General features: G+C 67.7%; 19 protein-coding genes. 11 read left to right on the top strand and 8 right to left on the bottom strand.

Annotated elements, in window-relative coordinates; all coding sequences use genetic code 11:
- Positions 1-52: 52 nt before the first annotated feature.
- The 4 genes from DM992_RS19270 (at position 53) to DM992_RS19255 (ending at position 6,188) form a co-directional block, all read left to right on the top strand.
- Positions 53-2,320, top strand: coding sequence for a polysaccharide biosynthesis tyrosine autokinase (locus tag DM992_RS19270; RefSeq protein WP_111018208.1), 2,268 nt, complete (start codon positions 53-55; stop codon positions 2,318-2,320).
- A gap of 64 nt (positions 2,321-2,384) precedes the next feature.
- On the top strand, positions 2,385-3,719 hold the full coding sequence (locus DM992_RS19265; protein WP_111020296.1) for an oligosaccharide repeat unit polymerase: 1,335 nt from the start codon (positions 2,385-2,387) through the stop codon (positions 3,717-3,719).
- Between the two features lie 109 nt (positions 3,720-3,828).
- On the top strand, positions 3,829-4,887 hold the full coding sequence (locus DM992_RS19260; RefSeq protein WP_111018207.1) for an acyltransferase: 1,059 nt from the start codon (positions 3,829-3,831) through the stop codon (positions 4,885-4,887).
- Positions 4,888-4,946: 59 nt separating this feature from the next.
- On the top strand, positions 4,947-6,188 hold the full coding sequence (locus DM992_RS19255) for a right-handed parallel beta-helix repeat-containing protein (RefSeq protein WP_239511456.1): 1,242 nt from the start codon (positions 4,947-4,949) through the stop codon (positions 6,186-6,188).
- A gap of 45 nt (positions 6,189-6,233) precedes the next feature.
- Here DM992_RS19255 and DM992_RS19250 read toward each other — a convergent pair whose 3' ends face one another.
- Together DM992_RS19250 and DM992_RS19245 are read right to left on the bottom strand one after the other, a co-directional pair.
- Positions 6,234-7,814, bottom strand: a complete 1,581-nt coding sequence (locus DM992_RS19250) for a mannose-1-phosphate guanylyltransferase/mannose-6-phosphate isomerase (protein ID WP_111018206.1) — start codon at positions 7,812-7,814, stop codon at positions 6,234-6,236.
- Positions 7,811-8,395 (bottom strand): drug:proton antiporter, encoded by a 585-nt coding sequence (locus DM992_RS19245; RefSeq protein WP_111020294.1) that lies wholly within the window; start codon positions 8,393-8,395, stop codon positions 7,811-7,813. Before DM992_RS19245 ends, DM992_RS19250 begins: the two co-directional genes overlap by 4 nt.
- Before the next feature lie 300 nt (positions 8,396-8,695).
- Here DM992_RS19245 and DM992_RS19240 point away from each other — a divergent pair, with 300 nt between their 5' ends.
- Both DM992_RS19240 and DM992_RS19230 read left to right on the top strand, forming a co-directional pair.
- Positions 8,696-9,919 carry a glycosyltransferase family 4 protein gene (locus DM992_RS19240; RefSeq protein WP_343212467.1) on the top strand — a complete coding sequence of 408 codons (1,224 nt, stop codon included), beginning with the start codon at positions 8,696-8,698 and terminating at the stop codon, positions 9,917-9,919.
- Positions 9,920-10,609: 690 nt separating this feature from the next.
- Entirely contained in the window at positions 10,610-12,001 is a 1,392-nt protein-coding gene (locus tag DM992_RS19230; RefSeq protein WP_162631694.1) for a sigma-54 dependent transcriptional regulator, read from the top strand.
- A gap of 55 nt (positions 12,002-12,056) precedes the next feature.
- Here DM992_RS19230 and DM992_RS19225 read toward each other — a convergent pair whose 3' ends face one another.
- The 6 genes from DM992_RS19225 to DM992_RS19200 all read right to left on the bottom strand — a co-directional run bounded on the left by DM992_RS19225 (position 12,057) and on the right by DM992_RS19200 (position 18,964).
- On the bottom strand, positions 12,057-14,540 hold the full coding sequence (locus DM992_RS19225) for a glycoside hydrolase family 2 protein (protein WP_111018204.1): 2,484 nt from the start codon (positions 14,538-14,540) through the stop codon (positions 12,057-12,059).
- A complete protein-coding gene (locus tag DM992_RS19220) occupies positions 14,537-15,601 on the bottom strand; it encodes a DUF1839 family protein (RefSeq protein WP_111020292.1) in 1,065 nt (354 codons plus the stop codon). The genes DM992_RS19225 and DM992_RS19220 overlap by 4 nt, the downstream gene beginning before the upstream one ends.
- On the bottom strand, positions 15,598-16,554 hold the full coding sequence (locus tag DM992_RS19215; protein WP_111018203.1) for an amino acid--[acyl-carrier-protein] ligase: 957 nt from the start codon (positions 16,552-16,554) through the stop codon (positions 15,598-15,600). The genes DM992_RS19220 and DM992_RS19215 overlap by 4 nt, the downstream gene beginning before the upstream one ends.
- A 14-nt stretch (positions 16,555-16,568) precedes the next feature.
- Positions 16,569-17,765, bottom strand: coding sequence for an acyl-CoA dehydrogenase family protein (locus DM992_RS19210; RefSeq protein ID WP_111018202.1), 1,197 nt, complete (start codon positions 17,763-17,765; stop codon positions 16,569-16,571).
- A complete protein-coding gene (locus DM992_RS19205; RefSeq protein ID WP_006490451.1) occupies positions 17,762-18,013 on the bottom strand; it encodes an acyl carrier protein in 252 nt (83 codons plus the stop codon). The genes DM992_RS19210 and DM992_RS19205 overlap by 4 nt, the downstream gene beginning before the upstream one ends.
- 168 nt (positions 18,014-18,181) lie before the next feature.
- Entirely contained in the window at positions 18,182-18,964 is a 783-nt protein-coding gene (locus tag DM992_RS19200; protein ID WP_204356158.1) for a Crp/Fnr family transcriptional regulator, read from the bottom strand.
- 919 nt (positions 18,965-19,883) lie between these two features.
- Between DM992_RS19200 and DM992_RS19195 the strand changes: the two genes are divergently transcribed.
- The 5 genes from DM992_RS19195 to polX all read left to right on the top strand — a co-directional run bounded on the left by DM992_RS19195 (position 19,884) and on the right by polX (position 26,047).
- Positions 19,884-20,666, top strand: a complete 783-nt coding sequence (locus DM992_RS19195; protein ID WP_111018200.1) for a Crp/Fnr family transcriptional regulator — start codon at positions 19,884-19,886, stop codon at positions 20,664-20,666.
- Positions 20,667-20,668: 2 nt separating this feature from the next.
- On the top strand, positions 20,669-22,078 hold the full coding sequence (locus tag DM992_RS19190) for an undecaprenyl-phosphate glucose phosphotransferase (protein WP_239511412.1): 1,410 nt from the start codon (positions 20,669-20,671) through the stop codon (positions 22,076-22,078).
- Positions 22,079-22,363: 285 nt separating this feature from the next.
- A complete protein-coding gene (locus DM992_RS19185) occupies positions 22,364-23,404 on the top strand; it encodes a glycosyltransferase family 1 protein (RefSeq protein ID WP_239511455.1) in 1,041 nt (346 codons plus the stop codon).
- Between the two features lie 305 nt (positions 23,405-23,709).
- On the top strand, positions 23,710-24,102 hold the full coding sequence (locus DM992_RS19180; protein ID WP_111018198.1) for a TraR/DksA family transcriptional regulator: 393 nt from the start codon (positions 23,710-23,712) through the stop codon (positions 24,100-24,102).
- 178 nt (positions 24,103-24,280) lie between these two features.
- Complete coding sequence (gene polX / locus DM992_RS19175; RefSeq protein ID WP_111018197.1) at positions 24,281-26,047, top strand: DNA polymerase/3'-5' exonuclease PolX; 1,767 nt, start codon at positions 24,281-24,283, stop codon at positions 26,045-26,047.
- The last annotated feature ends 25 nt before the right edge of the window (positions 26,048-26,072 follow it).

Here is a 26,072-nt window from a genome sequence, read left to right as displayed (position 1 = left end):
TCGTGACCGATTTCGCAATCGCGACTCGTCGCGCCTACGGGACTGATCCTGCATGAACTCACTGACCCTGCCTGACCAGCACGACGGGCCCGCGTTGCGGCCGTCCTATCCGTACCGCCGCTACTGGACCATGCTGGTCTGCGGCCGGCGGCTGATCCTGTGCACGGCGCTCGCGGGCGCGCTTGCCGGGGCCGTCTATGCGCTCTGCGCGCGTCCCGTCTACCGGACCGACATCCTGTTCCAGGTCGAGCAGACTCCGACCGAGTCGAAGCCGAACTCGCCGCCGGGCGATCCGTCGTCGGTGTTCGACCTGAAGACCGATGCATCGACCGAGATCGAGGTGCTGAAATCGCGCGCGGTGATGGCGCGGGCGGTCGACGATACCAACCTGGCCGTCGACGCGCGGCCGCATTACCTTCCGATCGTCGGCTGGCGGTTCGTGAACGCGGCCGACGGGCTGTCGTCGCCGCTGCCGGGCGGTTACGTGTACGGTACGGAGCGCATCGACGTAGCGACCTTCGACGTGCCGAAGCGTTTCCTCGGCAAGCGTTTCGCGCTGACCGTCGGCAACGACGGCGCCTATACGCTGCAGCGCACGGGCTTGCTCGGCCGGACAGGCCCAGTATGGCAGGGCAGGATCGGCCAGCCGCTGCACGTCGAGACGCCGCAGGGGCCGCTCGACGTGTTCGTGCGCGGCGTCGCGGGCGAGCCCGGCGCGCGCTTCGACCTGACGCGCTACGCGGACGAGGAGGCGACGGCGTGGCTGCAGAAGAACGCGCTGATCTCGGAGCGCGGCAAGCAGTCGAACATGATCGGTGTGACGCTCGACGGCACCGATCCCGTGCATGACAGCCGCGTGCTGAACGCGGTAGGCGACGCGTATCTGGCGCAGAACACACAGCGCAAGTCCGCGGCGGCCGACAAGCTGATCCGTTTCATGGACGCGCAGTTGCCGCAACTGAAGGCGCAGCTCGAACAGGCGGAAAGCCGCTTCAACGCGTTCCGCGCGTCGCACGGCACCGTCAACACCAGCGACGAAGGGCTGGCGCTGCGGCAGCAGTCGGTCGACATCGAGACGCGCGTGCAGACGCTGCAGCAGCGCCGCGAAGAGCTGCTGACGCGGTTCATGCCGAAGCATCCGGCCGTCGTCGCGGTCGACGCGCAGCTCGCCGACGCACAGCATTCGCTCGACACGGTGCGCAAGCAGATCCAGCAGCTGCCGACCGTCGAGCAGGGCGTGCTGCAGCTGCAGCGCGACGTGGCCGTCGATACTGCGCTCTACACGAACCTGCTCAACACGCGCCAGCAGATGATCCTTGCGCGGGCCAGCAAGACCGGTACCGTGCGGATCGTCGATGCCGCGAAGGTCGCCGAGACGCCCACCGGGCCGCATCGCGGGATGGCCGTGATTGCGTCGCTGATCCTCGGCCTGCTGGCCGGCGCCGCGGTCGTGATCGTGCGGCAGCGTGTCGCCGGCACGGTCGGCGACGCCGAGGAAATCGAATGGTCGACAGGCCTGCCGGTGTTCGCGGCGGTGCCGCACAGCCCCGCGTCGGGGCAAGCCGGGCCGCCGTCGAAGGCAGCGCGGCGGCGCGCCGCGCGCACGCCGGAACCGCCGGGCGCTCCGGAGGGCGCGGCGCTCGAAAGCCTGCGCAATTTCCGCACGGCGCTGCAATTGTCGATGCCCGACGCGCCGAACCGCGTCGTGCTGATCTCGGGGCCGACGACGGGCGTCGGCAAGTCGTTCGTCGCCGCGAATCTCGCGTCGCTGGTGGGCGCCGCGAAGCGGCGCGTGCTGCTGATCGACGCGGACCTGCGCAAGGGCTCGCTGCACGAGCGGTTTCGCTACAGCCGCGCGCCGGGCCTGGCGGATGTGGTGGCCGGCACGCACGCGCTCGACCAGGCGATCAAGCGCGACGCGATGCCCGGCCTCGATTTCATGCCGATGGGCAACGTCGTGCCCGATCCGGGCGAACTGCTGCTGCAGCCCGCGCTCGCCGAACTGATCGAGCGCGTCGCGTCGCGCTACGACATGGTCGTGATCGATGCGCCGCCGCTGCTGCCGGTGGCCGACGCGCTGGTGCTCGGGCGCCTGGCCGGAACCGTGTTCCTCGTCGCGCGCAGCGGCGTGACGACGCTGACGGAACTCGACGAAAGCGCACGGCGGCTCGAGCAAGCGCACATCGACGTACGCGGCGTGATCCTGAACGACTTCAAGGGTATGCCGGGACGGTACGACTACGGATACACGGAGGCGAACACCCATCAGGCCGCGTCCGGCTTTGCCGGCGCGATGGCGGCGCGGCGGCCGGCGCGCTGAGCGGCGAACGCGCGGCACCGGGGTTTCGCGCGGTGCGCGCACGGGAAGCGATGGAACAAACATCATGAACAAACGAGTGGCGGCCGGCGTGCGCGTGCGGCAGCGACAGCCGGCGACGGTGCGCCGGGCTGCCGGTTACGCGGGTTACTGGTGGGAGGATCCGGCGCGGCTCGTGCTGATCTTCATCCTGCCGCTGTACGCGATGCTGTCGATCGGCCTGCTCGGCGATCAGAAGTCGATCACGCGCATCTATTTCGACGGCTACGCCGCGTTCGCGGGCGGCCTGTTCCTGCTGGTGCTGACCGCGTCCGCGTGGTTTGCGGCGACCGACGCGCAGTTCCGGCGCGCGCCGAACGACGGGCCGGTCGAGCTGTCGCCGCGCGTGCTCGATTTCGTGTTCGCGCTCTCGCTGTTCGGCTATCTCGTGATGATGAGCGGCATCCTCGCGCATCCGGCCGTGCTGTTGTCGTTCCTGTCCGGCACGGCGAACACGTTCGAGCTGATCGAACTGAAAGGGCGCGTCACCGGCCTGAGCACCTTCACGCAGGCGACGGCGCCGTTCGTCGCGCTGTATTTCTACGTGTTCAGGACGCCGGTCAAGGGGTTCAACCGCTACAAGGCGTACCTGGCCGTGCTCACCGTGCTGACGCTGCTGCGCAGCTTCATCTTCGCGGAGCGGCTCGCGATCATCGAGGTGGTGTTGCCGTTCGCGCTGATGGTCGTGCGGTTCCGGTTCGGCCGCAAGCGTTCGCGGCTCCTGGCGCTCGGGCCGTATGCGGCGATTCCGCTGCTGCTCGGCCTGTTCATCGTGAATGAATACAACCGTTCGTGGGAAACCTACTACATCAACATCTACGACAACATCTTCGATTTCGCGCTCGAACGCCTGGGCCTGTATTACTCGACTTCGCTGAACAACGGCGCAGGGATTCTCAACGTGCTCGGCTGGGGCAGCGGGCATCCGATGTTCACGTTCGACTGGCTGCTGCGCTTCCCGGTGATCGGCGCAACGCTGCAGCCGTGGCTCGATTCGGGCGGCAGTCTCGACCTGTTCCTGAACAGCTACGCCGACCCCGAGTTCAACAATCTGTCGGGCATCTTCGTTCATTTCTACGAATGGGGCTGGTTCGGGTTGCTGAACGCGGCGTTTGCCGGCTGGGTGTTCGGTCGCGGCTACGCGGGCTGGCGGAGCGGGAACGGCTTCTGGTGTTGCGCGCATGCGGTGCTTTATGTGTCGCTGATGGAAATCCTGCGGATTCCGAACCTGTTCAGCGGACGCAACTTCGTACCGGTCGTGCTGCTGATCGTCGTGTTCCGGTGGTTCGCGAAGCGGCCGCAACGTGTGTCGCCCGCAGCCGCGCGGGTCGCCGCGATCCGGCATGCGCCCGACATCGGCTAACTGTCGTCCAGCCCACAGTCTTTCGCCGCTGGCATGCATAGAGTGGAGCGTCTCATGACCACTCGCAACGCGTGCGGGCCCTGACGGGGCCGCCGCATCGACCGCTCACATGACTACGACCGCACGCGAAACCAGTCTCGACGTCGCCCGTGGCGCGGGAATCATTCTTGTCGTCTACGGACACGTGTTGCGCGGAGCCGCGTCGTCGGGCCTCGTGCCGGCGGGCCTGCCCGATACCGTGTTCGCATGGATCGACTATGTGATCTACACGTTCCACATGCCGCTGTTCTTCTACCTGTCAGGGCTGCACGTGTGCGGCTCGCTGCGCAGCGCGCCGCACCGGTTCATGGGGGCGAAGGTGCGGACGATCGCCTATCCGTACCTGCTGTGGTCGGTCCTGCAAGGCGGCGTGCAGATCGCGATGGCGTCGCACGGCACCAATCATCCGTTCACGCTCGACGACCTGCTGGCGATCGGCTGGCGGCCGTTCGCGCAGTTCTGGTTCCTGTATGCGCTGATGCTTTGCATGATCGGCGTCCGGCTGCTTGCACGGCGGGTGCCTGCGCTTGCACAGGTGCCGATGCCGTCGCGCATTCGCGGCGCGCTCATTGCAAGCGCGGTGCTCGGGCTGGCCATCGGCGCGGCGACGCAATGGGGCATCCTGTCGACGACGCTGATGAACTGGCCGTTCTTCGTGGCCGGTATCGTTGCGTCGCGCGCGTTGCCGGGCTGGCTCGAACGCCACAGCGATCCAGCCGCATGCGCGGTGACGGCGGCGGTCTTCGTCGCGGCGGTCGTTTTGGCGCACGGCCTGGGCGGTGCAACGAGCATCTGGGCCGTGCCCGCCGCGTTCGCCGGCATCGCGCTGATGCTGCAGTTCGCGTACCGGTACGCATCGTCCCCCGCGCGGGCCGGGTGGCTGGCAGTGGTCGGGTGGGCGTCGATGCCGATCTACCTGATGCATATCGTGGTGATGGCCGGCGTGCGCATCGTGCTGATGCGCGCGGGCGTCGGCAGTCTCGCGGCTCACCTCGCGCTCGGCACGCTCGCCGGCGTGGCGGTTCCGATGGCGGTCTACCTGATCGCGTTGCGCACGGGGATCGCGCGGGTGGCCGGATTCCCGTCGTGGCCGGGGCGCGGGGCGGTCGTGCGCCCGCAGGCCGCATGACACGCGTGGAAGCGGCCGGCATGCATAGACGCCGATGCCTTTCCCGTCTCTGCTGCGCGATGCTCGGCGTATGGGCGATGGGTAGTCCCGCGCTGGCGGCGCACGCAGCGGCAGCGGCCGTACCCGCGGCGCAGGGCGCGATCCGCGCGACTGTGCCGGATGCGCATGTCGACCCCGCACCCGACGGCGTGGATCAGGCCGACGCGCTGCAACGCGCGCTGGACGCGCTGCATCCCGGCCAGCGGCTCGTGTTCGCGCCGGGGCGCTACATCGTCGGCCGTTCGCTCGTCGTTCGGCAAGCGCAGGTCGTGCTGTCGGGTTACGGCGCGACGCTGATCGCGACCGTGCCGGACGACCAGACGATCGAGATGCGCGGCGACGGTACGACGATCGTCGGATTCAGGCTCGCAGGAACCGGCTCGACGCGGATGGAAACGCCGAAATCGACCAAGATCGAAGTGACCGGTCGCGGCGTCCAGGTGCTCGACAACGCGATCGACGGCGGCGGAGGCGGCATTTTCGTGTTCGGCGGAGCGGATGTCGCGATCGTCGGCAACGAGGTGCTGGCGACGCTGGCGGACGGCATCCACATCACGCACGGCGCGCGCAACGTGCTCGTGCAGGGTAACGTCGTGCGCGGCACCGGCGACGACATGATTGCGGTGGTGAGCTACCAGGGCGACGGCGTGCTCAGCCGCAACGTGCTGATTACCGGCAACTCGCTCGAGGGCAATGCGTGGGGGCGCGGCATCACGGTGGTCGGCGGCGCGGACGTGACGATCGCGAACAACATCGTACGCAACGTGCAGGTGAGTGCGGGCATTCTCGTCGCGCAGGAGGACAGCTTCCGGACCTACGGCGCGTCCGGCGTGCTGGTCGAGAACAACGAGATCTCGGATATCCAGACCGCGACCGCGCGCACCGATCCGCGTCCGCTGACGCAGCAGGCCGCGATCGACGTCAGTACGTGGTCGGGCTCGGTGACGCGCGTGGTCGTGGTCGGCAACCGCGTGTCGCGCGCGCGGTTCGCCGGCATTCGCGTATGGGGAAACGTGTCGCAATACCGGATCGCGGATAACCGGTTGTCCGCGATCGGCGGGATGCCGGTGCAGGTGGGCGGTGGCGGAGGAGGCTGTACCGCGGGCCACCCGGATGCAGGAGGATCGAAGGTGGAGCAGTGCGGGGCGGCGGTCGTACAGCCGCTCGCGACAGGCGTGACGGTGGGCGCGGACACGTCGCAGTTGCCGCGCGTGCGCGAATCGCTGAGGCAGGCACGCTGGTCGCAGCGCGGCATCGATTGACGACGCGATGCGCGCGCTACCGTGCACTGCCCGCGCTTAACGCGCTTACCGCACGATATCTCCTTCCACAACCCGCTCATGCGGTTCACGCGAAGCGAGCGGCACCGCACGTGTTTCCGGCAGCGCGTCGACGACCGCGCGTCCGTACTGGTCGTCGAAGCGCACGATATCGTCTTCGCCGAGATAGTTGCCCGATTGCACCTCGATGATCTCGAGCGGAATCCGGCCGGGATTCTCGAGGCGATGCACCTCGCCGACGGCGATGTACGTCGATTCGTTCTCGCTGAGCAGGAACGTCTCGGTGCCGCGCGTCACCTTCGCGGTGCCGCGCACGACGATCCAGTGCTCCGCACGGTGGTAGTGCATCTGCAGCGACAGCCGCTTGCCGGGCTCGACGACGATCCGCTTCACCTGGAACCGTTCGCCGAGATCGATCGAATCGTAATGTCCCCACGGACGCTGCACCTTGCGATGCTCGCTCGCCTGCGGACGCCGGTCGCTCTTCAGGCGTGCGACGATGTTCTTCACGCGCTGCACGTCGTGCTTGTTCGCGACCAGCACCGCATCGGGCGTTTCGATCACGACGACGTCCTTCATCCCGACGCATGCGATGAGCCGGCCCTCCGAACGCACGAAGCTGTCCTGCGTGTCTTCGAACACAATCGGGCCGCGCGCGACGTTGCCGTGATCGTCCTTCGGCATGATTTCCCAGATCGCGTCCCACGTGCCGACGTCCGACCAGCCGGCCGCGAGCGGCACCACGATCCCTTCGATGCCGAGCTCGCTGCTTTCGGCGAGGCGCTCCATGACCGCATAGTCGATCGAGTCGGACGGGCAGGCGTCGAACGCCGCCGCGTCGATCCGGAAGAACGGATCCTCGGCGACGCCCGCGCGCCACGCCGCCTCGCAGGCCGCATGGATCTCGGGCGCCAGTGCACGGATCGCCTTCAGCCAGACCGACGCGCGCGTGACGAAAATCCCGCTGTTCCACCAGTAGTCGCCCGACTGCAGGTAGCGTTCGGCGAGCGTCGCGTCGGGTTTCTCGACGAAGCGCCCGATCGAGTAGCCGCCTTGTCCGCCGTGGCGGCCCGTGCGCGGCTCGCCGACCTGGATATAGCCGTAGCCCGTTTCCGCGCGGCGCGGCAGCACGCCGAGCGTGACGATCGCGCCTTCCTGAGCGTAACGCGCCGCGCGTGCGATGGTGTCCTGGAATGCGCCGACATCGGCGATCACGTGATCGGCCGGCATCACCGCGAGCACGGGATCGTCCGCGAGCACGCTCGCGTCGAGCGCGGCGAGCGTGAGCGCCGGTGCCGTGTTGCGTGCGGCCGGCTCGAGCAGGATGCGCGCCGGCGCCGCACGGTCGACCACTTGCGCGGCACTCATGATGCGATGCTGTTCGCCGCACACCAGCAGCAGCGTGTCGCCGAGCGACGCGTTCGCGATGCCGTTCAGGCGGCGCGCCGTCGCCGACAGCGGCGATTCGTTCGAGGTCAGCTCGATCAGCTGTTTCGGATACTGCTCGCGCGACAGCGGCCAGAGGCGCGTGCCCGAGCCGCCGGCGAGGATGACCGGCAGGATGCGCGGCAGGTCGGGTTCGGGAACCGGGCGAAGGGTGCGGGTCATCGATTGGCTCCGGTATCGGCGGGCAGCCGGTTGTGCGCGCGGCCGTCGGCGAGCACGTCTTCGTTTCGGGGCCGGGGCGTCGAAACGGCCCGGGACAGCAGTTGACGCAGCGCACCGGCGGCACGATCGGCCGGCCGGATCATGCCGACGAACGGCGCGCCCAGTTCGAGATACGGGCCGTACGCCTTGCGGAATCCGAAGCGTTTGTAGAACGCCTGGCGCGGCGCGGGAACGTGCGTGCGGAGCGCCGCGTCCGGCCACGCGGCCAGCGCGGCGGTCAGCGCGCGTTCGATCAGGCGTTCGAGCGTATCGCCGTCGCGGCACGCCTCGCTTGTCAGTACCTTGTCGATCACGACATCCGGATCGATGTCGTCGCCGGGCAGGATGCGCGCGTAGGCCGCGACTTCCGCCGTGTCGCCGTTGTGCACGCTTGCATACACGTGCAGCGCGCCGGCGTCCTTGCCGTCGATGTCGAGATGCGTGTGTGCATCCTCGACCACCAGCACGGCGTTGCGCGCGCGCAGGATTGCATAGAGATCGACGGCGCTCAGATGTTCGAATTCACAACAATGCCATTCCATGATGCGGTCCTCGCGTGAAGCCTTCAGCACGCTGTACCGCACGGACGCGTTCGTTCCGTGCGGTGCGGCAATGGTCATGATGCGGATGCCGCGCGCGCCGGTCTGTTCGAAAGCGCACTCACGCTGCGGTTTCGCGCGGCCGGCGTGCCGCGCGGCAATGCGCACGCCGACAGCGGCGCAATGTGCGGTAGCACACACCGGCCGTGCCGGGGCTTTCCGATAATTGGCATGTCACGGCGTCCGCACTGCACTGCGCGATCTGCCGACATCGAATGTGAATGAAGAACCCGGGGGCAGTACTTGAAGATTGCGATCGTTCACGACTGGCTGGTCGTGCCTGGCGGCGCCGAACGCGTGCTGGCGCACATGATCGACTGCTTTCCGCAGGCCGATATCTACAGCCTCGTCGATTTCCTCGAGGATCGGGACTGCCTGCGCGGCCGCGCTGTACGCACGTCCTTCATCCAGAAGCTGCCGTTCGCGCGCAAGCGCTACCGCGGCTATCTGCCGTTGTTTCCGCTCGCGATCGAACAGTTCGACCTGTCGGAATACGACATCGTGCTGTCGAGCTCGTACGCGGTCGCGAAAGGCGTGCTCAGCGGCCCGGACCAGTTCCACGCCAGCTACGTGCACTCGCCGGTGCGCTATGCATGGGATCTGCAGCACCAGTATCTGAACGAGGCGGGGCTCGCGCGCGGGCCGAAATCGGCGATCGCGCGGGCGCTGCTGCATTACATCCGCAACTGGGATGCGCGCTCGGCGAACGGCGTCGATCGCGTGGCCGCGAATTCGCACTTCATCGCGCGCCGCATCCGCAAGACCTACCGGCGCGAGGCGACGGTGATCTATCCGCCTGTCGACGTCGACCATCTGTCGCTGCGCACGGACAAGGACGCGTTCTACCTGACCGCGTCGCGGCTCGTGCCGTACAAGCGGATCGACCTGATCGTCGACGCGTTCTCGCGTACGCCGGAGCGCCGTCTCGTCGTGATCGGCGACGGCCCCGAAATGGCGAAGATCCGCGCGCTCGCCGGGCCGAACGTCACGCTGCTCGGCTACCAGCCGTTCGATGTGCTGCACGACCACCTGCAGCGCGCACGCGCGTTCGTGTTCGCGGCCGAAGAGGATTTCGGCATTTCGCCGGTCGAGGCGCAGGCGTGCGGCACGCCCGTGATCGCGTACGGGAAGGGCGGCGTGCGCGAGTCGGTGCGCGCGTGGCCGTGCGCCGGCGCAACGGGCCTGTTCTATCGCGCGCAGACGGTCGATGCGCTGGTCGACGCGCTAGCCCACTTCGAAGCACTGCCGCGCGGTTCGTTCGACCCGCACGCGTGCCGCGCAAATGCCGAATACTTCGGCTCGGCGCGTTTTCGGGACGAGCTCACGCGCTTCGTGATGGATGGCTATGCTGCATTGCAGGAGGAGATGGCCGGCACCGCCGGTTTCACGCCGGGCGACGGCGTTTCGGTCCGTGGCAGCCTGCACGATCGGCAGGCCCGGCAACGCGAGGCGGCACTGCGGACCTGACCGGCGGCGCCGGCGTTTGGTTACGACGCTGTAACGGACGACCCGGGCGCGTACGTTCGCGGTGCGGTGCCGGCGGGGCATGCGCGCCGCGATTATCGACTCGCCGAACGGGACGTCCGGCTTTATTCCGGGATTTCGGTGAAAATTGCGCGCAATGGATACACCGATCGGGCCGAAAAGTGGGATTTTCCACTGATTGACGGGAATAGTCATAGATAATCAAATTTCAGTGGTCAAAGGCGCGTTGTGCGGGCCAACCGGTGGCGTAATGGGCTGAATCATGTTTATCTTTTGGTAACACGGCCATCTCGAAACGGGGTGTAGATTCCGGAACGGATGAAATGCTGCGGTCATTCCGGGAGCGGGTTGGCGGCCATCCGGTTCGGCATCGGGCGCGACGGTCGTGTACCACGCGACGCACATGCGGACGGATTTCCCGTTTGCCGACGTGCCCCGCCTGGCGGCGCGTAGCATCAAAGCCGGAACGTCGTGGCTCCCGCGGCTGCGCGTTTCCTTCGAGTTCGATAGCAACGAGGCCGGATGACATCCGGCTCGACCTCCGGGGGTTCTCGCCGTGTGCAGTTTCGATCTTCGCCAAAGCTGCGGAAACGCAGCGCGGACACGCGGCCATGTGCCGCCGGCCGCAGCGCACGCGAATGGTTCGCGGAGTGGAGAAAGTGATGGTTCGTTATGAATATGCCAATAACGCGCGATAAGAGCGCCGGCGGGGGAAGCGGTAACGGGCAGCGTCCGCTGATTTACTGGACGCAGTCGGCGTCCGTCATGCTGCGAAAGGAACTGGCGCGACGCGACTGGAAGGTGTCGATCGTCGAGCATGCGAGCGAGTTGCGCAATACGCCCGGCGAAATCACCTGCGGCATTCTCGACCTGAGCGGCGGTCATGCCGATGCGATCGGCAGCATCGCGTCGACCTGTGCGTCGATGCGCGACGTCGTGTGGGTCGCGCTCGTCGACGTCGGCCAGACCGCTTCCCCGAACGTGCGCGCGCTGTTGCGCGACTATTGCTTCGACTACGTCACCTTGCCCGCGTCGCACCAGCGAATCGCCGATACGGTCGGCCATGCGTACGGCATGGAATGCCTGTTCGCGCGCGACCGCGAACAGCTCGAATCGGACGAGAAAGGCATCGTCGGCACCTGCAGCGCGATGCTGCGGCTGTTCGACACGGTGCGGCGCTTCGCACGCACCGACGCACCGGTGTTCGTGTTCGGCGAAACGGGTACCGGCAAGGAGCTGACGGCCGTCGCGATCCATCGTCATTCGGAGCGGCGCAACGGCCCGTTCGTCGCGGTCAACTGCGGCGCGATTCCGCCGCATCTGCTGCAATCGGAGCTGTTCGGTTATGAGCGCGGCGCGTTTACCGGCGCGAACGCGCGCAAGATCGGCTATGTCGAGGCCGCGAACGGCGGCACGCTGCTGCTCGACGAGATCGGCGACCTGCCGCACGAGAGCCAGGCGAGCCTGCTGCGTTTTCTGCAGGAGCGCTCGATCCATCGCCTCGGCGGCAGCGATCCGGTGCCGGTCGACGTCCGGATCGTATCGGCGACGCACGTCGACCTGCGCGACGCGATGGGGGAAGGGCGTTTTCGCGCGGACCTGTTCCACCGCCTGTGCGTGATGCGCATCGACCAGCCGCCGCTGCGCGCGCGCGGCAAGGACATCGAACTGCTCGCGCACCACATGCTCGAACGCTTTCGCGGCGATGCGCGCCATCGCGTGCGCGGCTTCTCGACGGACGCGATCACCGCACTCTACAAGCACGACTGGCCCGGCAATGTCCGCGAACTGATCAACCGCGTGCGCCGCGCGGTCGTGATGACCGAAGGGCGCCTGATCACCGCGCGGGATCTCGAGCTCGAATACTGTCTCGATGCGGCGTCGCCGTCCGTGGCCGACATCCGCAAGTCGATCGAGCGCGAGGCGATCGAAACCGCGTTGCTGCGCACGCGCGGGCGCGTTGCGGCTTCGGCGCGCGAGCTTGGCGTGTCGCGCGCGACGCTGTATCGCTGGATGGAGGCATACGGGATCGAGCGGCCGCGCGGCACGGGTTCGTCCGACTGACGTTCGAATTGCGACGTTCGCGGCGCACCGGCACACCCGGGCCGCGAGCGTCGCGTCAACCGGCCTGCGTGGCGCGCACCGCTCGCGCGGCGTTCACCGCACGGATTTCCACGGAAGGCGGCCCGCGGTCTGCATCCTGAATCTTCCCGGCAGTTTCCAGCGGAACGAGCGCGACGCGCGCCGGCGTGCCGGGCGCGAGATGAAACCAGTCGTCGCGCGGCATGAAACCCGGCGCGTCGATCTGTACGTGGCGCGCGACGTACCGCGTGTCGATGTCGACGTGCCACGTGTCGCCGGTGCGCGACACGCATGCTTCGATTCCGAGTTCGCGGCGCGCCAGCACGGCCGGATGCGTGCGGGACGGGAAATGGAACGCCTGCGACAGCAGCGTGCCGTCGTCGGCGCGCAGCGTCGCGACGACGGTGTCGTGTTCGCAGGGCCCGAAACGGTACGCATAGGTCCAGTCGAAGAAGCGGCCGAGCAGTTCGGCCGAGCCGATCCGCATCGTGTCGTGCGCGGCGATCCGTACCGGGCAGCCGGCCCGCGCGACCGGCGTGCGGCCGTCGCGCAGCGCGACCAGTTCGACGGCCGCCGACAGCGGCGCCGGGCGCTCGTTGACTACATGCACGTCGAGCCCGTTCAAGCCTTCGTCGACGAGCAGCACCTGCACGGGCTGCAGTACCTGGCGCAGCGCATACCACGCCGATTTCGGCCGGTGCGTGGCGTCGATCACACCCCATCCGGCACCCGGCATGACATCCTGGAACTGCCACACGAGCGCGCCGGCGCAGCGCGAGCCGGTGCGCCGCCATTCGGAGAACGTGTCGCGCATCACGTCCGCGATCGCGGCCCTCGACAGTTCGAAGTAGCGTGCCGGATCCTCGCGGCGCAGCCGGTCGGGCGCGACGTCGTACAGCGTCTGCAGATAGTGGTCGCGAATGTCCTCGAAATCCCACGACGTGCCGGGGTCGCGCGGCACGGCCGCCTTCCAGCGCGGCTCATGCACGCCGGGCCAGCCGAGGCCGGCGAGCGTCGCATCGCACGGCACGTTAGCGAACGCGAGGCATTCGCTCGCGAAGCGCACGTCCGCGCGGCGCGCGTCGTCGAGCGGGCGCAGGTACGCGCCGACGCCGTAGTAGTGCGACACGCGCTCGCGCGGCGCGAACGGCAGCACGCCGCCGTCGGGCGAATCGGGCACGTACGGGACGTCGGGCCGGCGCGCGGCCGCATGGCCGGCCAGCCGTTCGGCGGTCAGCTCGAGGAAGCGCTGCTTCGGTCCGAGCCCCGACATCGCCGCCTGCTGCGCGATCTCGCTGCCGCCGCACAGCACCGCGAGCGACGGCGACGCGCCGTGGCGCGCGAGGAATTGATCGGCTTCGCGGTCGACGTTGTCCGCGAGCGCGGGATCGTCGAGCGCAAGGTCGAAGTTCGCGAACATGAAGTCCTGCCAGACCAGCAGCCCGAGCCGGTCGCACCACGCGTGGAATGCGTCGGCCTCGTAGGTCATCGTGCCGCCGACGCGGATCATGTTGAAGCCGGCGTCGCGCGCGAGCCCAAGCAGGCGGCCGTAGGTGGCGTCGTCCGCATGCAGCGCGAGCGGCGCGGCGCTGCTCCAGCATGCGCCGCGCGCGAACACGGGCACGCCGTTGATGCGCAGCCCGAAACCCTTGCCGTCGGCGCCGGCGTCGATCTCGATCGTGCGGAAGCCGGTCGAGCCGAGCGGCCGCCGTTCGTCGCCGATATGCAGCACGATCTCGTAGAGTGCCGGCTCGCCGTGCGTATGCGGCCACCAGCGGCGCACGTCGGGCACCGCGACGCTCGCGCGCAGCCGGTCGGCGCCGGCGCGTTCGAGCGTGGCATGATGTTCGCCGCACGACAGCCGCGCCGCGAGCGCGTCGGGCAACGGTGCGGCAAATGTCAGTTCCGCATCGAGCCAGCCCGTGTCGCCTTCGATGCGCGTACGCAGGTCGCAGTCGACCGGAACGAAGCCGTCGGCCGGATCGAGCACGTCGACGGGGCGCCACGGGCCGGCGGGCACGTACGGTGGAAACCAGCCGGGCATGTGTCCGAACAGCGACGTGCGGACCGTGCGCAGCGCCGCCGGCTCGGCGAGCCGCGTGCGCCAGCGCGCACGGCGCGGTGCGCGCGCGTCGCGCAGGTGCGGCGCGAGCGCGCGGAAGCAGAGCATCAGCCGGTGCGCGCCGTCGAGCGACACGGGAACGTCGTGCGCGACGAACATGCTGTCGGAGTGGAGGATCGGCGTGTCGTCGAGCCACGCCTGCGCGAGCGTCGCGAGGCCGTGAAAGCGCAGCACGCGCGGCCCGCGCCCGCGCAGCTCGATCCGGTACCAGTGATCGCGTTCGTCGAGCGACGCCGCTTCGTCGAGCCGGCCGGCCAGCGCGAGTGCCTGCGCAACCGTGCCGGGCACCGGCGCCGCGATCCAGCCGTCGCCGGCGGCCGGGAGGTCGCGCGGTTCCTGCGCGGCGCCGGCGGCCGTCGCCAGCATCGACCACGCGGGCAGGGCACGTGCGCGCGTCACCGCATGGCCGGCACGGGCGCCGCGTCGCTGCGTGCAGGCGTCATGGGCGCCACGTGCCGCGGCGGCGAGCCGATCTGCCGCGCGCAGGCGACGAGATCGACGTAGGCGGCCGCGATCGCGTCGAGCGTCGAATCGCCGCGTTCTTCCTTGCCGCGTGCGCAGGCACGCGCGAGCCGGAACTCCAGCACCATCGCTTCGGATGCGATGCGGTCGCACGCGGCGCGGATCTCGGCGAACGGCCCGACGCAGCCGCTGGCCTGCAGCCAGCGCGCGTAATGGCCGAACAGTTCGAAATTCGCGCCGAGCTGCCGCACCGAATTGAACGAGTACGCATGGAAGTGTTCGAGCGGCGCATCGGCGAGCGTCTTCGCATCGGTCTGCAACTGCCGCCGGAATGCCGCGATCGGATCGACGACCGGCAGGCGCCGCAGGTGGCGCTGCAGCGCGGCGAGCGACGCGTCGCAGAGCGCGCGCTCGTCGAGCGGCGCAAAGCGCCGTTTCGCGATTTCGACATACGGCGGCAGCGTCATCGGCGAACTGCCGCCGACGAGACCGTTGTAGTCGAAATCCTCGGCCACGTAATAGCCGCTGTTGTGGAAATAGCCGATCTGGTGTTTCGCGCGGTCGATCGCGTCGATGCCGATCGTCGTCTTCGTGTGCTGCGTGCGGTAGCTGCTGCCGCGCGTGTCGGGCAGGAACCATGCGTCGACCTCGACGATCATCAGGTGACCGCGCGCAACCTGCGTTTCGATGTGCTGGTCGAGTGGCTCGTAGATCGAGTGCTCCTGCACGACGATTCCGTAGAGCCGCTCCAGTTCGTCGTGCGGAAACTTGAAGAACGTGAACTGGTCGCCCTCGAAATCGAGTGCGATCGTAAACGGCAGCGCCGCGTACGGATTGAAGCCCCACCACCGGAGCACCTCGAGCCACATGTCGACGTAGCAGTTGGTCTGCTTCCAGACCATCTCCTGACTGTGCAGCGGGTGCGGCCGGTAGTGGCGCGCACGGTGGCGCACGTCGTCGAACGACGCGTCTTCGCCGTCGCGGGAAACGAACCTCATGGCGTGCCCCACAGCACGTCGCGGACGTCGCGCGGCCACGCGTCGATGTCGAAGCCATGGTGGCGGAACAGCGCGAGCGTGAGCCGTTCGAGGCCGAAGCCGACGCAGCCCGTATGCGCGACGTCGCCCGTCGCGGTGCGGATGTCCCACAGCAGCCCGAAATGGTCCATGTGGTAGTTGAAGCTCAGGCACGCGGTCTGGCGGTCGTCGTGCTCGATCGGGATCAGCAGCTCGAATTTCAGGTTCTGCTCGCGCTGGCTGTTCGCGACGATCTTGCCGCCGCGCCCGAAGAACGGGTCGTTCGCGAGATCGATCGCGTTCGGCAGGCGCAGCGCGTCGATCATCCGCGTGCCGCGCTCGATCCATGTCTCGCGGAACGCGACGATCTGCTCGGGCGTGCCGATCCGCACGTATTCGCGCATCCGGAACAATTGCATGCGGGTCGGATCGAGCGACGGTTCGTGGCGGAAGCAGTACGAGAACACGTCGACGACCCGGCCGTCGCCGGGCAGCGCACCCGCCCGCGCGACGACCGGATAGACGGGGTAGCACGCGGCCGGCGTCATCACGACGTAGGTCGGCTTCTGGTTTTCCGTCCAGTCGTCGCCGCGATCGAGGCATTGCAACAGGCGCTGGTGCTGCTGCTCGTCGCCGCAGAACGCATGCACGCTGCCCGCGAGCTGCGGGAAGCTCTTCATGTATTCGCTGCGCTCGAATTCGGTGCGGCTCATCGCCGGCGGGAAGCGCAGCACTTCGGCCTGTTGATCCGCGCCGAGGCGCGTGACGAACGCGTCGAGCGCTTCGACGACCCGCTCGAAGCGTTCGCTGCGGCCGAACAGGCCCTGGATGCCGGTCGAGACCAGCAGGCCCGCGTCGATCAGCGCATCGCGCAGCGGGTTGACGCCCGCGCGGTCGAGCGGCGCGTCGGCGGGAGAGGAGGCGGCGGAGGGCATGGCGAGGCGATCGTTCACGAATGTTTCTCCAGCGTCGCAGGACGCAGCGCGAGCAGCAGGCTCGAGGTGTTGGCGGCAATGCGGTCGTTGCTGATCATCAGCGGCGCCGCGTGCAGGTCGCGGATGTGGCGGCCGATGCTGAACGGCGTGCCTTGCTTGTAGCCGGCCATCCCGCAGATCATCATCGCCTGTTGCGCGACTTCCAGCGCGGTCGACGACACGTAGGTCTTCAGCGTGTTGATCTCGGCGGCCCAGGCCATGCCGGCCGACCACGAGCGGGCCGACGTATTCGCATGGAGCCGCAGCACGTTGTCGACGCGGGCCTGCATCGCCTGCATCAGCTCGAGCGATTCGGCGATGCGTCGCGACGCGGGCGACGGCGCGCCGTCGGTCTGGCGTGCCTGTGCGCGGAAGAACTGGTGTGCGCGATGGAACGCATCGCCGGCCACGCCGATCCAGACCGCGGCCCACAGAATGTGCGAGACCGGCACCATCGTTTCCTCGGCGATCTTCGCGAACGGCACCGGCAGGCATTGAACGGCGGCGCCCTGTGCGTCGAGCACGAAGCCGTTGCTGCAGGTGCCGCGCATTCCGAGCGTGTCCCATTCGCCGCGGCGCGTGAGCGTATAGCCGTCGCGCAGCAGCGTGACGAGCACCTGTTCGGAAGCCGGCGCGTCTGCGTCGCGTCGCGCGGTCGCGAGGATGCCGTCCGCGTAGTCGCCGTACGAGATCGTCGGCGCGGATTTGCGCAGCCGGAATTCGCTGCCGTCGGTTTCGAGCGCGCACTGGCTCGCGCGCAGGTTGCCGCCGACGCCGTCTTCCGACGTGGCCGACGCGAGCAGCCACTGCTGGCGCACGAGCTGCTGCAGGAACAGCTTGTGCCAGCCCTGGTCGACGGCGTGGTCGACGATGCATGCAACCTGGATCTGGTGCATCGCGAACACCATCGCCGACGATGCGCAGGCCTGGCCGAGGATCGAGCAGGCCGACGCGATGTCTTGCAGCGACGCGCCAGCGCCGCCGAGATGGGGCGGTACCATCGCGCCCAGCAAACGGCGCGCGCGCATCGCCTCGATCGCCTCGACGGGGCAGCGCGCGTCCCGGTCGACCGCATCCGCGTGCTGCGCGGCGATCTGCGCGACGGCGTGCGCCGCCTCGTCGAGCCGATGCGATTCGCTGTCGGCGGCGAGTTCGGGAAGCAGCGCGCTCATGCGGAATGCTCGGTGCGTTGCAGCGTGGCGATCGTGTCCGCGAGCGCGTCGATGCTGCGGAACAGGTTGCGGTTCAGCATCTCGTCGGGAATCTCGATGTTGAACTGCTTCTCGATCGCGAGCATCAACTGGATCGTGTCGAGCGAGGAGAGGCCCGCTTCGTAGAGGTCGTCCCCGTCGCCGATCGAATCGATCGCGGCTTCGAGGTGGGCGACGTGCTTGAGGATGGTTCTGATTTCGTTTTTCACGTGCTGCTCCGGCGTGCGTGGTGTCGTCCGCTCGGGCAGACGCGCGCATTGCGCTGACATCCCCCCGGCAGTCCGGCATCAGTAGACCACTCGCACGCTCGGCGTTCTGTTCGCCACCCTACAAACCGCTAACCCCGCATGCAGGCGTCGCACGAATCGGCGCGGCAATCAGGCACGCGATGCGGCCGGCACGCCCGAATCGGCCGACAGGATGCGCTTCATCTCGTCGCGCACGATCGCGCGGCAGCCGCACGACATCTTCTCGAGGCCGTCGAGGTCGGCCAGCTCGATCGAGCTCCGGTATTGCCGGATCAGGCCGAGCTTCTGGATTTCACCGGCGGCATCGGTGACCGTTTCCCGCCGCACGCCGAGCATCTGCGCCAGCATGCTGTGCGTCACCTGGATCTCGATGCTGCGCGTACGGTCGTACGCCAGCAGGAACCATCGGCATAACTGATGTTTGAGCACGTGATGACGGCTGCAGAACGTGATCTGCGATACCTGCGCCATCAAGAGCCGCACGCAGACGAACACGAGATGGCGGATCACCGGCGATGCGTCGAACGCGGCCGCGAACACGCGACGGTCGAGCCGGTAGACGAAGCCGTCGCGGCAGGCGACGGCACGGCACGGCATCCGTCCGCTGCCGCCGATCACGTCGTCGCAGACCACGCTTTCGCTGCCGATTTCCGCGACTTCCAGCGTCATGCCGTCGGACGACACGTACTGCAGCGAAATCGCCGTCGTGACGGGCAGGTAGACCGCGGCGAGCATTTCGCCGGGTTCGCACAGCACCTGCCCCGATTCCAGGTGAACGAGTCGAAGGTGGGGGGCCAGCGTTGCGAGCTCGTCGCGGTCGACGGCCGCGAGAAACCGGTTCGCATCGAAACTGTGGGAAAGCTCGATCATGCCGTTCGCGTGCGCGACGACGTCGGGGGCCTGGTGAGTCACGGCGCATCCTCGTAGGGTGGCGGTCGCGCGCTGTCGCGGCGATACTCCCGAAAAGGGAATTTCGCACGCTCGTGCGGACTTGTGTTCATCGAAATTCGAATGACGATGCTGCTGAAAGGCTAGCACGCAATTGAATTCAACCAATTGCACATTACGTCATTTCACAAAGTTTGACGATTTTGATTGGGCGCAAACGTTATCCGGATTTAATGGTTCATTTGTCGTGAAATTAATCATCCGGGAATGGAATGACAAGCTGGTCGACCATTCAATGTCGATCGGGAATCAATCGGTCGACACCGCGCGCCGGACAGGGGAAAGTGCCGCGCGAGCATTAAACATTATTTGACAAATAAGCGGGTGGTGCTTAAATGTCGCCAATAATCAATGGCTTGCATGAGGTGTGTGCGATAGCAGACAGAGCCTGAAATTAGTGTGTCGATTCAAATTTGAGACAGTTTCAAACGACCGTGTGAAGCGTTGCGGCGCTGGCGCATGCTGTCCGGCACATCACGGAAACAATTGAAAATCGGCTGTAAGTATATGACCGATAAGCCTCGCGGCATCGCTGCGGCGGTTCCGGTCCGGTGCGCGAATTGATCAGTTGAATGCGGTGCTGTGTCCGTCGCGCGGAAGAGTGTCCGGAAATGAGACGCTTTTTTCCGTTTTGGGCGGGTTATTCGGCCGATCTAAATCGAATGTGATTCATATATTAAGGACGGGCGGGTATTGGCACGTAAATCGCTTATTCGGGCTGGCGTGTCGAAACGAGACGATCGACTCAATCCGGAAGTGAAGCCGATGGGCAGCCGGATTCACGGTTGTGGGCCGCAACTGCTGTGAGCGTCCGGGCACGCATCGCGATAACGAGTTCCGTGCATGCGGCTGCACGCGGCGCGGACATAAAAGGGATATAGATATGCTTCATCTTCACTTGAGCTACTCGGCGAATGCCATCCTCGATGCCCTCCCGGAGGACAGCATCCGCACCATCGCACCGCACCTCGAACTGGTCCGGATCAAGGCCGGCATGCTCGACCGGGTCGGCGAGCCGATGCGCCATCTGCATTTCCCGACGACGGCAATGATGTCGGTGCAGCACCTGATGGAGGACGGTGCGATGGTCGAGGTGGCGGTGGTCGGCCGCGAGGGCGTCGTCGGGCTTGGCACGCTGGTCGGGGGTGTCGCCGCGTCGAACCGGGTCGAGGTGCGCATCGGTGGCATGGCCTATCGCGTGCCCACCTGCGTGATGCGCGCCGAATTCGAGCGTTCGCCCGAGACTTACCGGCTGCTGCTCAACTACTGCCAGGCGACGATGGCGCAGATTTCGCGCAGCGCGCTGTGCAACCGGCATCACTCGGTCAGCGAGCAGCTCAGCCGCTGGCTGCTGCTGGCGCACGACCGGATCGACGGCGACGAGCTGGCCGTCACGCAGCAGACGATCGCGAACATGCTCGGCGTGCGGCGCGAAGGCGTGACGGAAGCGGCCGGCAACCTGCAGGAAGCCGGGCTGATCCGGCAGCGCCGCGGCCGCATCACGGTGCTCGACCGCGACGGCCTCGAACATCACGCGTGCGAATGCTACGACATGATCCGTGCCGACTATCGCCGCTTGCTCGGCACGCGCGGGAATGCGCGGTCGACGCCGCTACGCCCCCGCATCCAGGAGGTACGTTGCGGATTCCCTGCACATGGTGCGTGACGATGCAGTCGAGGTCCGGTGGAACGATGCGGCGTGCCGCGATCGCGGCGGCCGACGTCGTGCTCGTGCTGGCGGGGGCGCTCGCTGCGCAGGCGGCGTCGGGACTTGCGTGGCGCGAGCTGTCCGATGCGCAGCGCGGTGCGATCGCGCTGCTGTGCGTGTTGACCGTGGCGCTGCTGCCGCGACACCTGCGCACCGTGCGCGGCGGCGTGGCGCCGCATGGCGGCACACACGTGCTGACGCAGACGATGGTGGCCGTCGTTTGCGCGAGCGTGCTGACGGTGGCGGCCACGATGTGGATCATGAACCGCGGCGGCACGGTCACGACACGCTGGATCGCGCGCACGGTACTGTCAGGCGACGCGGCGCTGCTGCTCGGCCGCGCCGCGCTGCTGGCGCTCGCGCTGAGGCGTGACGACCCGCGCGCGCGGCAGCGCCGCGTCGCCGTCGTCGGCGCAACCGCATACGGGCGCGTCGCGATCGAGCGGATGCAGCTTGCATCGAATGGCCCGTTCGTCGCGGCCTGCGTATTCGACGACGATGCGCCGGCCGCCGCGGGCGGCATCGGCGGCGTGCCGGTGATCGACGACTGGAATGCGTTGCGCGACATGATTCGCGGCGGCGCGATCGACGAGGTGTGGCTCACGCTGCCGATGTCGCACGAGTGGCGGATCCAGCGCATCGTGCGCGAGCTGCGCGACGAATTCGTCGAGCTGCGGCTGTTGCCCGACGTGCGGCAGATGGCCGTCGTCGATCGCTCGGCGACCGACGTGCTCGGCATGCCGGCGATCAATCTCGCAACCACGCCGCGCTCCGCGCCGGAGCTGTGGGCGAAGTTCGCGTTCGACCGGCTGTTCGCGTTCGGCGTGCTGATTCCGTTGCTGCCGCTGCTGTCGATGCTGGCGATCGCGGTCAAGCTGTCGTCGCCGGGGCCCGTGCTGTTCAGGCAGCGCCGCAAGGGTGTCGACGGTCGCGAGTTCGACATCCTGAAGTTCAGGACGATGCGCGTGCATCGCGTACAGCCGGGCGTCCTGCGGCAGGCGTCGCGCAACGATTCACGCATCACGCGCGTCGGCGCGTTCCTGCGACGCACGTCGCTCGACGAGCTGCCGCAGTTCTTCAACGTGCTGTTCGGGCAGATGTCGGTCGTCGGGCCGCGTCCGCATGCGATCGAGCACGACGACTTCTATCGGCAGCTGATCGACTGCTACATGTACCGCTACCGCGTGCGGCCCGGTATCACCGGCTGGGCACAGGTGAACGGCTATCGCGGCGAGACGCGCAAGGTCGAGGCGATGGCCGCGCGCGTGAAGTTCGATCTGTTCTACATGCAGAACTGGAGCTTCTGGTTCGACATGAAGATCATCCTGTTGACGGTCGTGCGCGGCTTCATCGGGCGCAACGCTTTCTGAGGATCGCGAATCGTCCGGAAAGCGGTGCGTTATGCGGTCGAACGTACCGACCGGATCGCTGGCGGCGGACACACTGACGGCATAGCAGCATCCCGCGCAACGGGGTGTCCGGCGGCGCGCAATCGCGCCGCAGCCATCGGAACAGTCACGATCATGTCAACGTCGATTCGGGAGCGAGGCGCACCTGTGTTGCAGGAAGCGCGCGCGAAACGGGGCGTCGGCACAGCCGCGCACACCGCGCGGTTGCGCGGCCTCGCAATCAACGGAAAATTCACTGCGCAGCGCATGACGGGCGTTCAGCGGGTGGCATACGAACTGACGGCCGAGCTCGCGCGCATCGCGAACGCCGACGATGCGCCGGCGCTGGTCGTGCCGTCCGATCACGATCCGGCGGCATTGCCGGCCGGCGTGCGGTCGCAAGCCTCCGGTCGCCGCCACGGCGCGCTGTGGGAACAATGGACGCTGCCGCGCACGACGCGCGGCCGGACCTTGCTGAGCCTGTGCAACATCGGGCCGCTGGCGAAGCGCGATCAACTGCTGATGATTCACGATGCGGCGATTTTCGATCTGCCGGCCGGTTATTCGCTCGCGTTCCGTCTGTGGTATCGCTTTGCGTTCTCGATCCTGAAACGGCGCGCGCGCCATATCGTGACGGTCTCGCATTTTTCGCGGGCGCGGCTGGCCGCGCGGCTTGGCGTGCCGCCCGCACGCCTGTCGGTCGTGCCGGGCGCAGTCGATCATATCGACCGGATCGATGCCGACTCCGGCGTGCTGTCGCGGCTGAATCTGGAGACGGACCGCTACGTGCTGTTCGTCGGGTCGCTCGCGCCCGGCAAGAATCTCGTGCGCGCGCTTGCCGCGATCGCGCTGATGCGCGAGTCGCATCCGACGTTGCGCTTCGTGATCGCGGGCGGCGCCAATGCGAAGATCTTCGGCGCAAGGGCAGCCGGCTTGCGCGAAGACGACCCATGCATCACGTGGGCCGGCTACGTGACCGACGGCGAACTGAAGGCGCTGTACGAGCACGCGGGCTGCTTCGTCTTTCCATCGTTATACGAAGGATTCGGGCTGCCGCCGCTCGAGGCGATGCGGTGCGGCTGCCCCGTCGTCGTGTCGCACGAGGGCGCACTCCCGGAAGTCTGCAGCGGAGCGGCGTTGTTCTGCGACGCGTATTCGCCGCCGGATATCGCGGCGTCGATCGCGCGCGTGATGGACGATCCCGAACTGCGTACGCGGCTGCGCACGATGGGCCGCGAGCATGCGCAGCGTTACAGCTGGCAGCGCTCGGCGCGCGCATTGCTCGACATCGTTCGTGCCGATGCCTGACGTGCGATGACGTCATGTTGCGCTGCAGATTGAGCGATCCTTCGCGGCGATTGCATCAGACGAATCCGGCGATGGCGCGTTTTCGCGTCCGTCCCCAGTTTCCGCAAGCATGCGGCGAGCGCCGCGCTGATTCCGGTCAACACACGCGTGTTCAATGGGTTTATCCTGCGTCGAATGCATCCGGCGCTGCATGCGTCCGGGCGCATATCCGGGCGCGGCGGCGCCGGTCGTGTCTATCCGCCGCGCTCCGGCGCGACACCGCGCGCCACACTTTCCGCGCGGAACCCGGAACAGGAGAGACGGCCATGGCGCTCGACCAACAACAACGGCAGATGCTGCAACAGCGGCTGAAAGAGAGCGAGCAGACGCTGCGTGCGGAGATCCGCACGAGCGAAGACCAGCGCGCGTCGGAATCCTATGCGGACCTTGCCGGCGCGTCGCCGGATGAGGGCGACGAGGCGAACGCGGATCTGTTCGTCGACGTCGATCATGCGTTGATCGGCATGAAGCTGACCGAACTGCGTGCGATCGGACGCGCACAACTGCGGATGCGCGACGGCAGCTACGGCGAATGCATCGATTGCGATGCGCCGGTCGGCTATGAGCGTCTGCTCGCGCGCCCGACCGCCGAGCGCTGCACGCACTGCCAGTCGGTCTACGAGCGACGCTACGCGACGACACCGCGCGCATCGCTCTGACGTCGGGGTCGCGCTCGCGATCCCGAGCCCGTTTTCGTGCTCCACGCGCTGCACGCGACGCACGGCCGGCGTAGGATGACGAACGGGCGCCCGGCGGCGTCGACCTGCGGCGCCGGGCGGGCAGACGCCGTCGCGCACGCGTGCGGCGCCATCCACGTGGAAGGGAGCCACGCCGATCATGCCGATCCACAATGCCGAGTGCGCGGCCGTGTTCGCCGAGATCGCGGACATGCTTGAAATCCAGGGCGCCAATCCGTTCCGCGTGCGTGCCTACCGCAACGCCGCGCGTACGATTTCCGACTACGGGCGCGACATTCCGACGATGATCGCGAACGGCGACGATCTCGGGAAGATTCCGTCGATCGGGGCCGATCTCGCGTCGAAGCTGCGCGAGATCGCCGCGACCGGCACCTGCGAACTGCAGCAAACGCTGCGCCACGCGCTGCCGGGCGCGATCGTCGAACTGCTCGACGTACCGGGGCTCGGCGCGAAACGCGTGAAGGCGCTGCATGACGCACTGCACGTTGATTCGCTCGAACAGCTTCGCGTCGAAGCGAAGAGCGGGCACGTGCGCGAGTTGCCGGGCTTCGGCGCGAAAACCGAAGCCCATCTGCTCGAAGCGATCGACGATCGCCTGCAGCGCGAACCGCAGCGTTTCCTGCTGCCGGATGCCGAGCAATCGCTGACGCCGTTGCTCGAACGCCTGCGCGCGGTGGCAGGCGTTGGCAAGGTCGTGCCGGCCGGCAGTTTTCGCCGCCGCCGCGAGACGGTCGGCGATCTCGACATTCTCGCCACTGCACGCGATCCGGTTGCCGTCGCCGACGCGTTCGTCGGTTATGACAAGGTGGCGCGCGTGCTCGCGCACGGCAAGACGAAGTCGAGCGTCGTGCTCGACAGCGGGTTGCAGGTCGACCTGCGCGTCGTCGACGCCGATGCGTTCGGCGCGGCGCTCGTCTACTTCACCGGATCGAAGGCGCACAACATCGCGCTGCGCAGGATCGCGCAGGCCGGCGGGCTGAAGATCAACGAATACGGCGTGTTTCGCGGCGACGAGCGGATTGCCGGCACGACGGAGGCGTCGGTCTACGATGCAATCGGGCTGCACGTCGTGCCGCCCGAACTGCGCGAGAATCGCGGCGAGATCGACGCATCGCGCGCGGGCACGCTGCCGGCGCTGGTCGAGCGCAAGCATATCCACGGCGACCTGCATGCGCATACGAACGCATCGGCCGGCCGCGACGGCCTGCGTGCGATGGCCGACGCGGCGCGCGCACGCGGGCTCGCGTACCTGGCCGTCACCGACCGGGCACCGTCTGCCGACGGCGGCCGCAGCGGCTTCGAGTGGCTCGCGCGGCAGCTCGACGAGATCGATCGCATCAATGCGTCGTTCGACGATTTCGTGCTGCTCAAGGGCGTGGAAGCCGGCATTCTTGAAGACGGCAGTCTCGACGTGCCCGACGCGATGCTTGGCCGGCTCGATCTCGTCGTCGGTGCGGTACGCGACGGCTTCGACCTGTCGCGCGCCGCGCAGACCGACCGCATGCTGCGCGCGATGGACCATCCGCATTTCACGATACTCGCGCACCCGACCGGCCGCATGCTCGGCGAGCGCGACGCATGCGAGCTCGACGTGCCGCGCGTGATCGCGCAGGCCGCGGCGCGCGGCTGCTTCGTCGAACTCGATGCGCAGCCGCGGCGGTTCGACCTGCCGGACATCTGGTGCCGCGAGGCCGCGAAGGCCGGCGTGCCGGTCGCGATCGGCTCGGATGCGTGCAGCGCCGACGAACTCGACAACCTCGCGTACGGCGTCGATCAGGCGCGACGCGGCTGGCTCACGCGGCCGGACGTGCTCAACACGCGCACGCTCGCGCAACTGCGGCCGCTGCTCGCGCGCACGATGGGCGGGGGCGGCGGGTCGAAGCGGATCCGGTCGAAGGGCGCGTGAAGACGGGTGGCAGCGCGTGCTGCCA

The sequence above is a fragment of the Burkholderia sp. JP2-270 genome (genome assembly GCF_003233675.1).
GTDB lineage: Bacteria > Pseudomonadota > Gammaproteobacteria > Burkholderiales > Burkholderiaceae > Burkholderia > Burkholderia pyrrocinia_C.
Note: the sequence above shows the minus strand (reverse complement) of the source record. Positions and strands in the feature narration are given on the sequence as shown.

Bases quoted from the DNA above. Each gene is read 5' to 3' on its own strand.
- DM992_RS19255 (WP_239511456.1), top strand. From the start codon at position 4,947: ATGCTCGGCGTATGGGCGATGGGTAGTCCCGCGCTGGCGGCGCACGCA.
- DM992_RS19220 (WP_111020292.1), bottom strand. From the start codon at position 15,601: ATGAGGTTCGTTTCCCGCGACGGCGAAGACGCGTCGTTCGACGACGTG.
- DM992_RS19245 (WP_111020294.1), bottom strand. From the start codon at position 8,395: ATGGAATGGCATTGTTGTGAATTCGAACATCTGAGCGCCGTCGATCTC.
- DM992_RS19250 (WP_111018206.1), bottom strand. From the start codon at position 7,814: ATGACCCGCACCCTTCGCCCGGTTCCCGAACCCGACCTGCCGCGCATC.
- DM992_RS19270 (WP_111018208.1), top strand. From the start codon at position 53: ATGAACTCACTGACCCTGCCTGACCAGCACGACGGGCCCGCGTTGCGG.
- DM992_RS19260 (WP_111018207.1), top strand. From the start codon at position 3,829: ATGACTACGACCGCACGCGAAACCAGTCTCGACGTCGCCCGTGGCGCG.
- DM992_RS19230 (WP_162631694.1), top strand. From the start codon at position 10,610: ATGAATATGCCAATAACGCGCGATAAGAGCGCCGGCGGGGGAAGCGGT.
- DM992_RS19210 (WP_111018202.1), bottom strand. From the start codon at position 17,765: ATGAGCGCGCTGCTTCCCGAACTCGCCGCCGACAGCGAATCGCATCGG.
- DM992_RS19265 (WP_111020296.1), top strand. From the start codon at position 2,385: ATGAACAAACGAGTGGCGGCCGGCGTGCGCGTGCGGCAGCGACAGCCG.
- DM992_RS19195 (WP_111018200.1), top strand. From the start codon at position 19,884: ATGCTTCATCTTCACTTGAGCTACTCGGCGAATGCCATCCTCGATGCC.
- DM992_RS19215 (WP_111018203.1), bottom strand. From the start codon at position 16,554: ATGCCCTCCGCCGCCTCCTCTCCCGCCGACGCGCCGCTCGACCGCGCG.
- DM992_RS19185 (WP_239511455.1), top strand. From the start codon at position 22,364: ATGACGGGCGTTCAGCGGGTGGCATACGAACTGACGGCCGAGCTCGCG.
- polX (WP_111018197.1), top strand. From the start codon at position 24,281: ATGCCGATCCACAATGCCGAGTGCGCGGCCGTGTTCGCCGAGATCGCG.
- DM992_RS19190 (WP_239511412.1), top strand. From the start codon at position 20,669: ATGCAGTCGAGGTCCGGTGGAACGATGCGGCGTGCCGCGATCGCGGCG.
- DM992_RS19180 (WP_111018198.1), top strand. From the start codon at position 23,710: ATGGCGCTCGACCAACAACAACGGCAGATGCTGCAACAGCGGCTGAAA.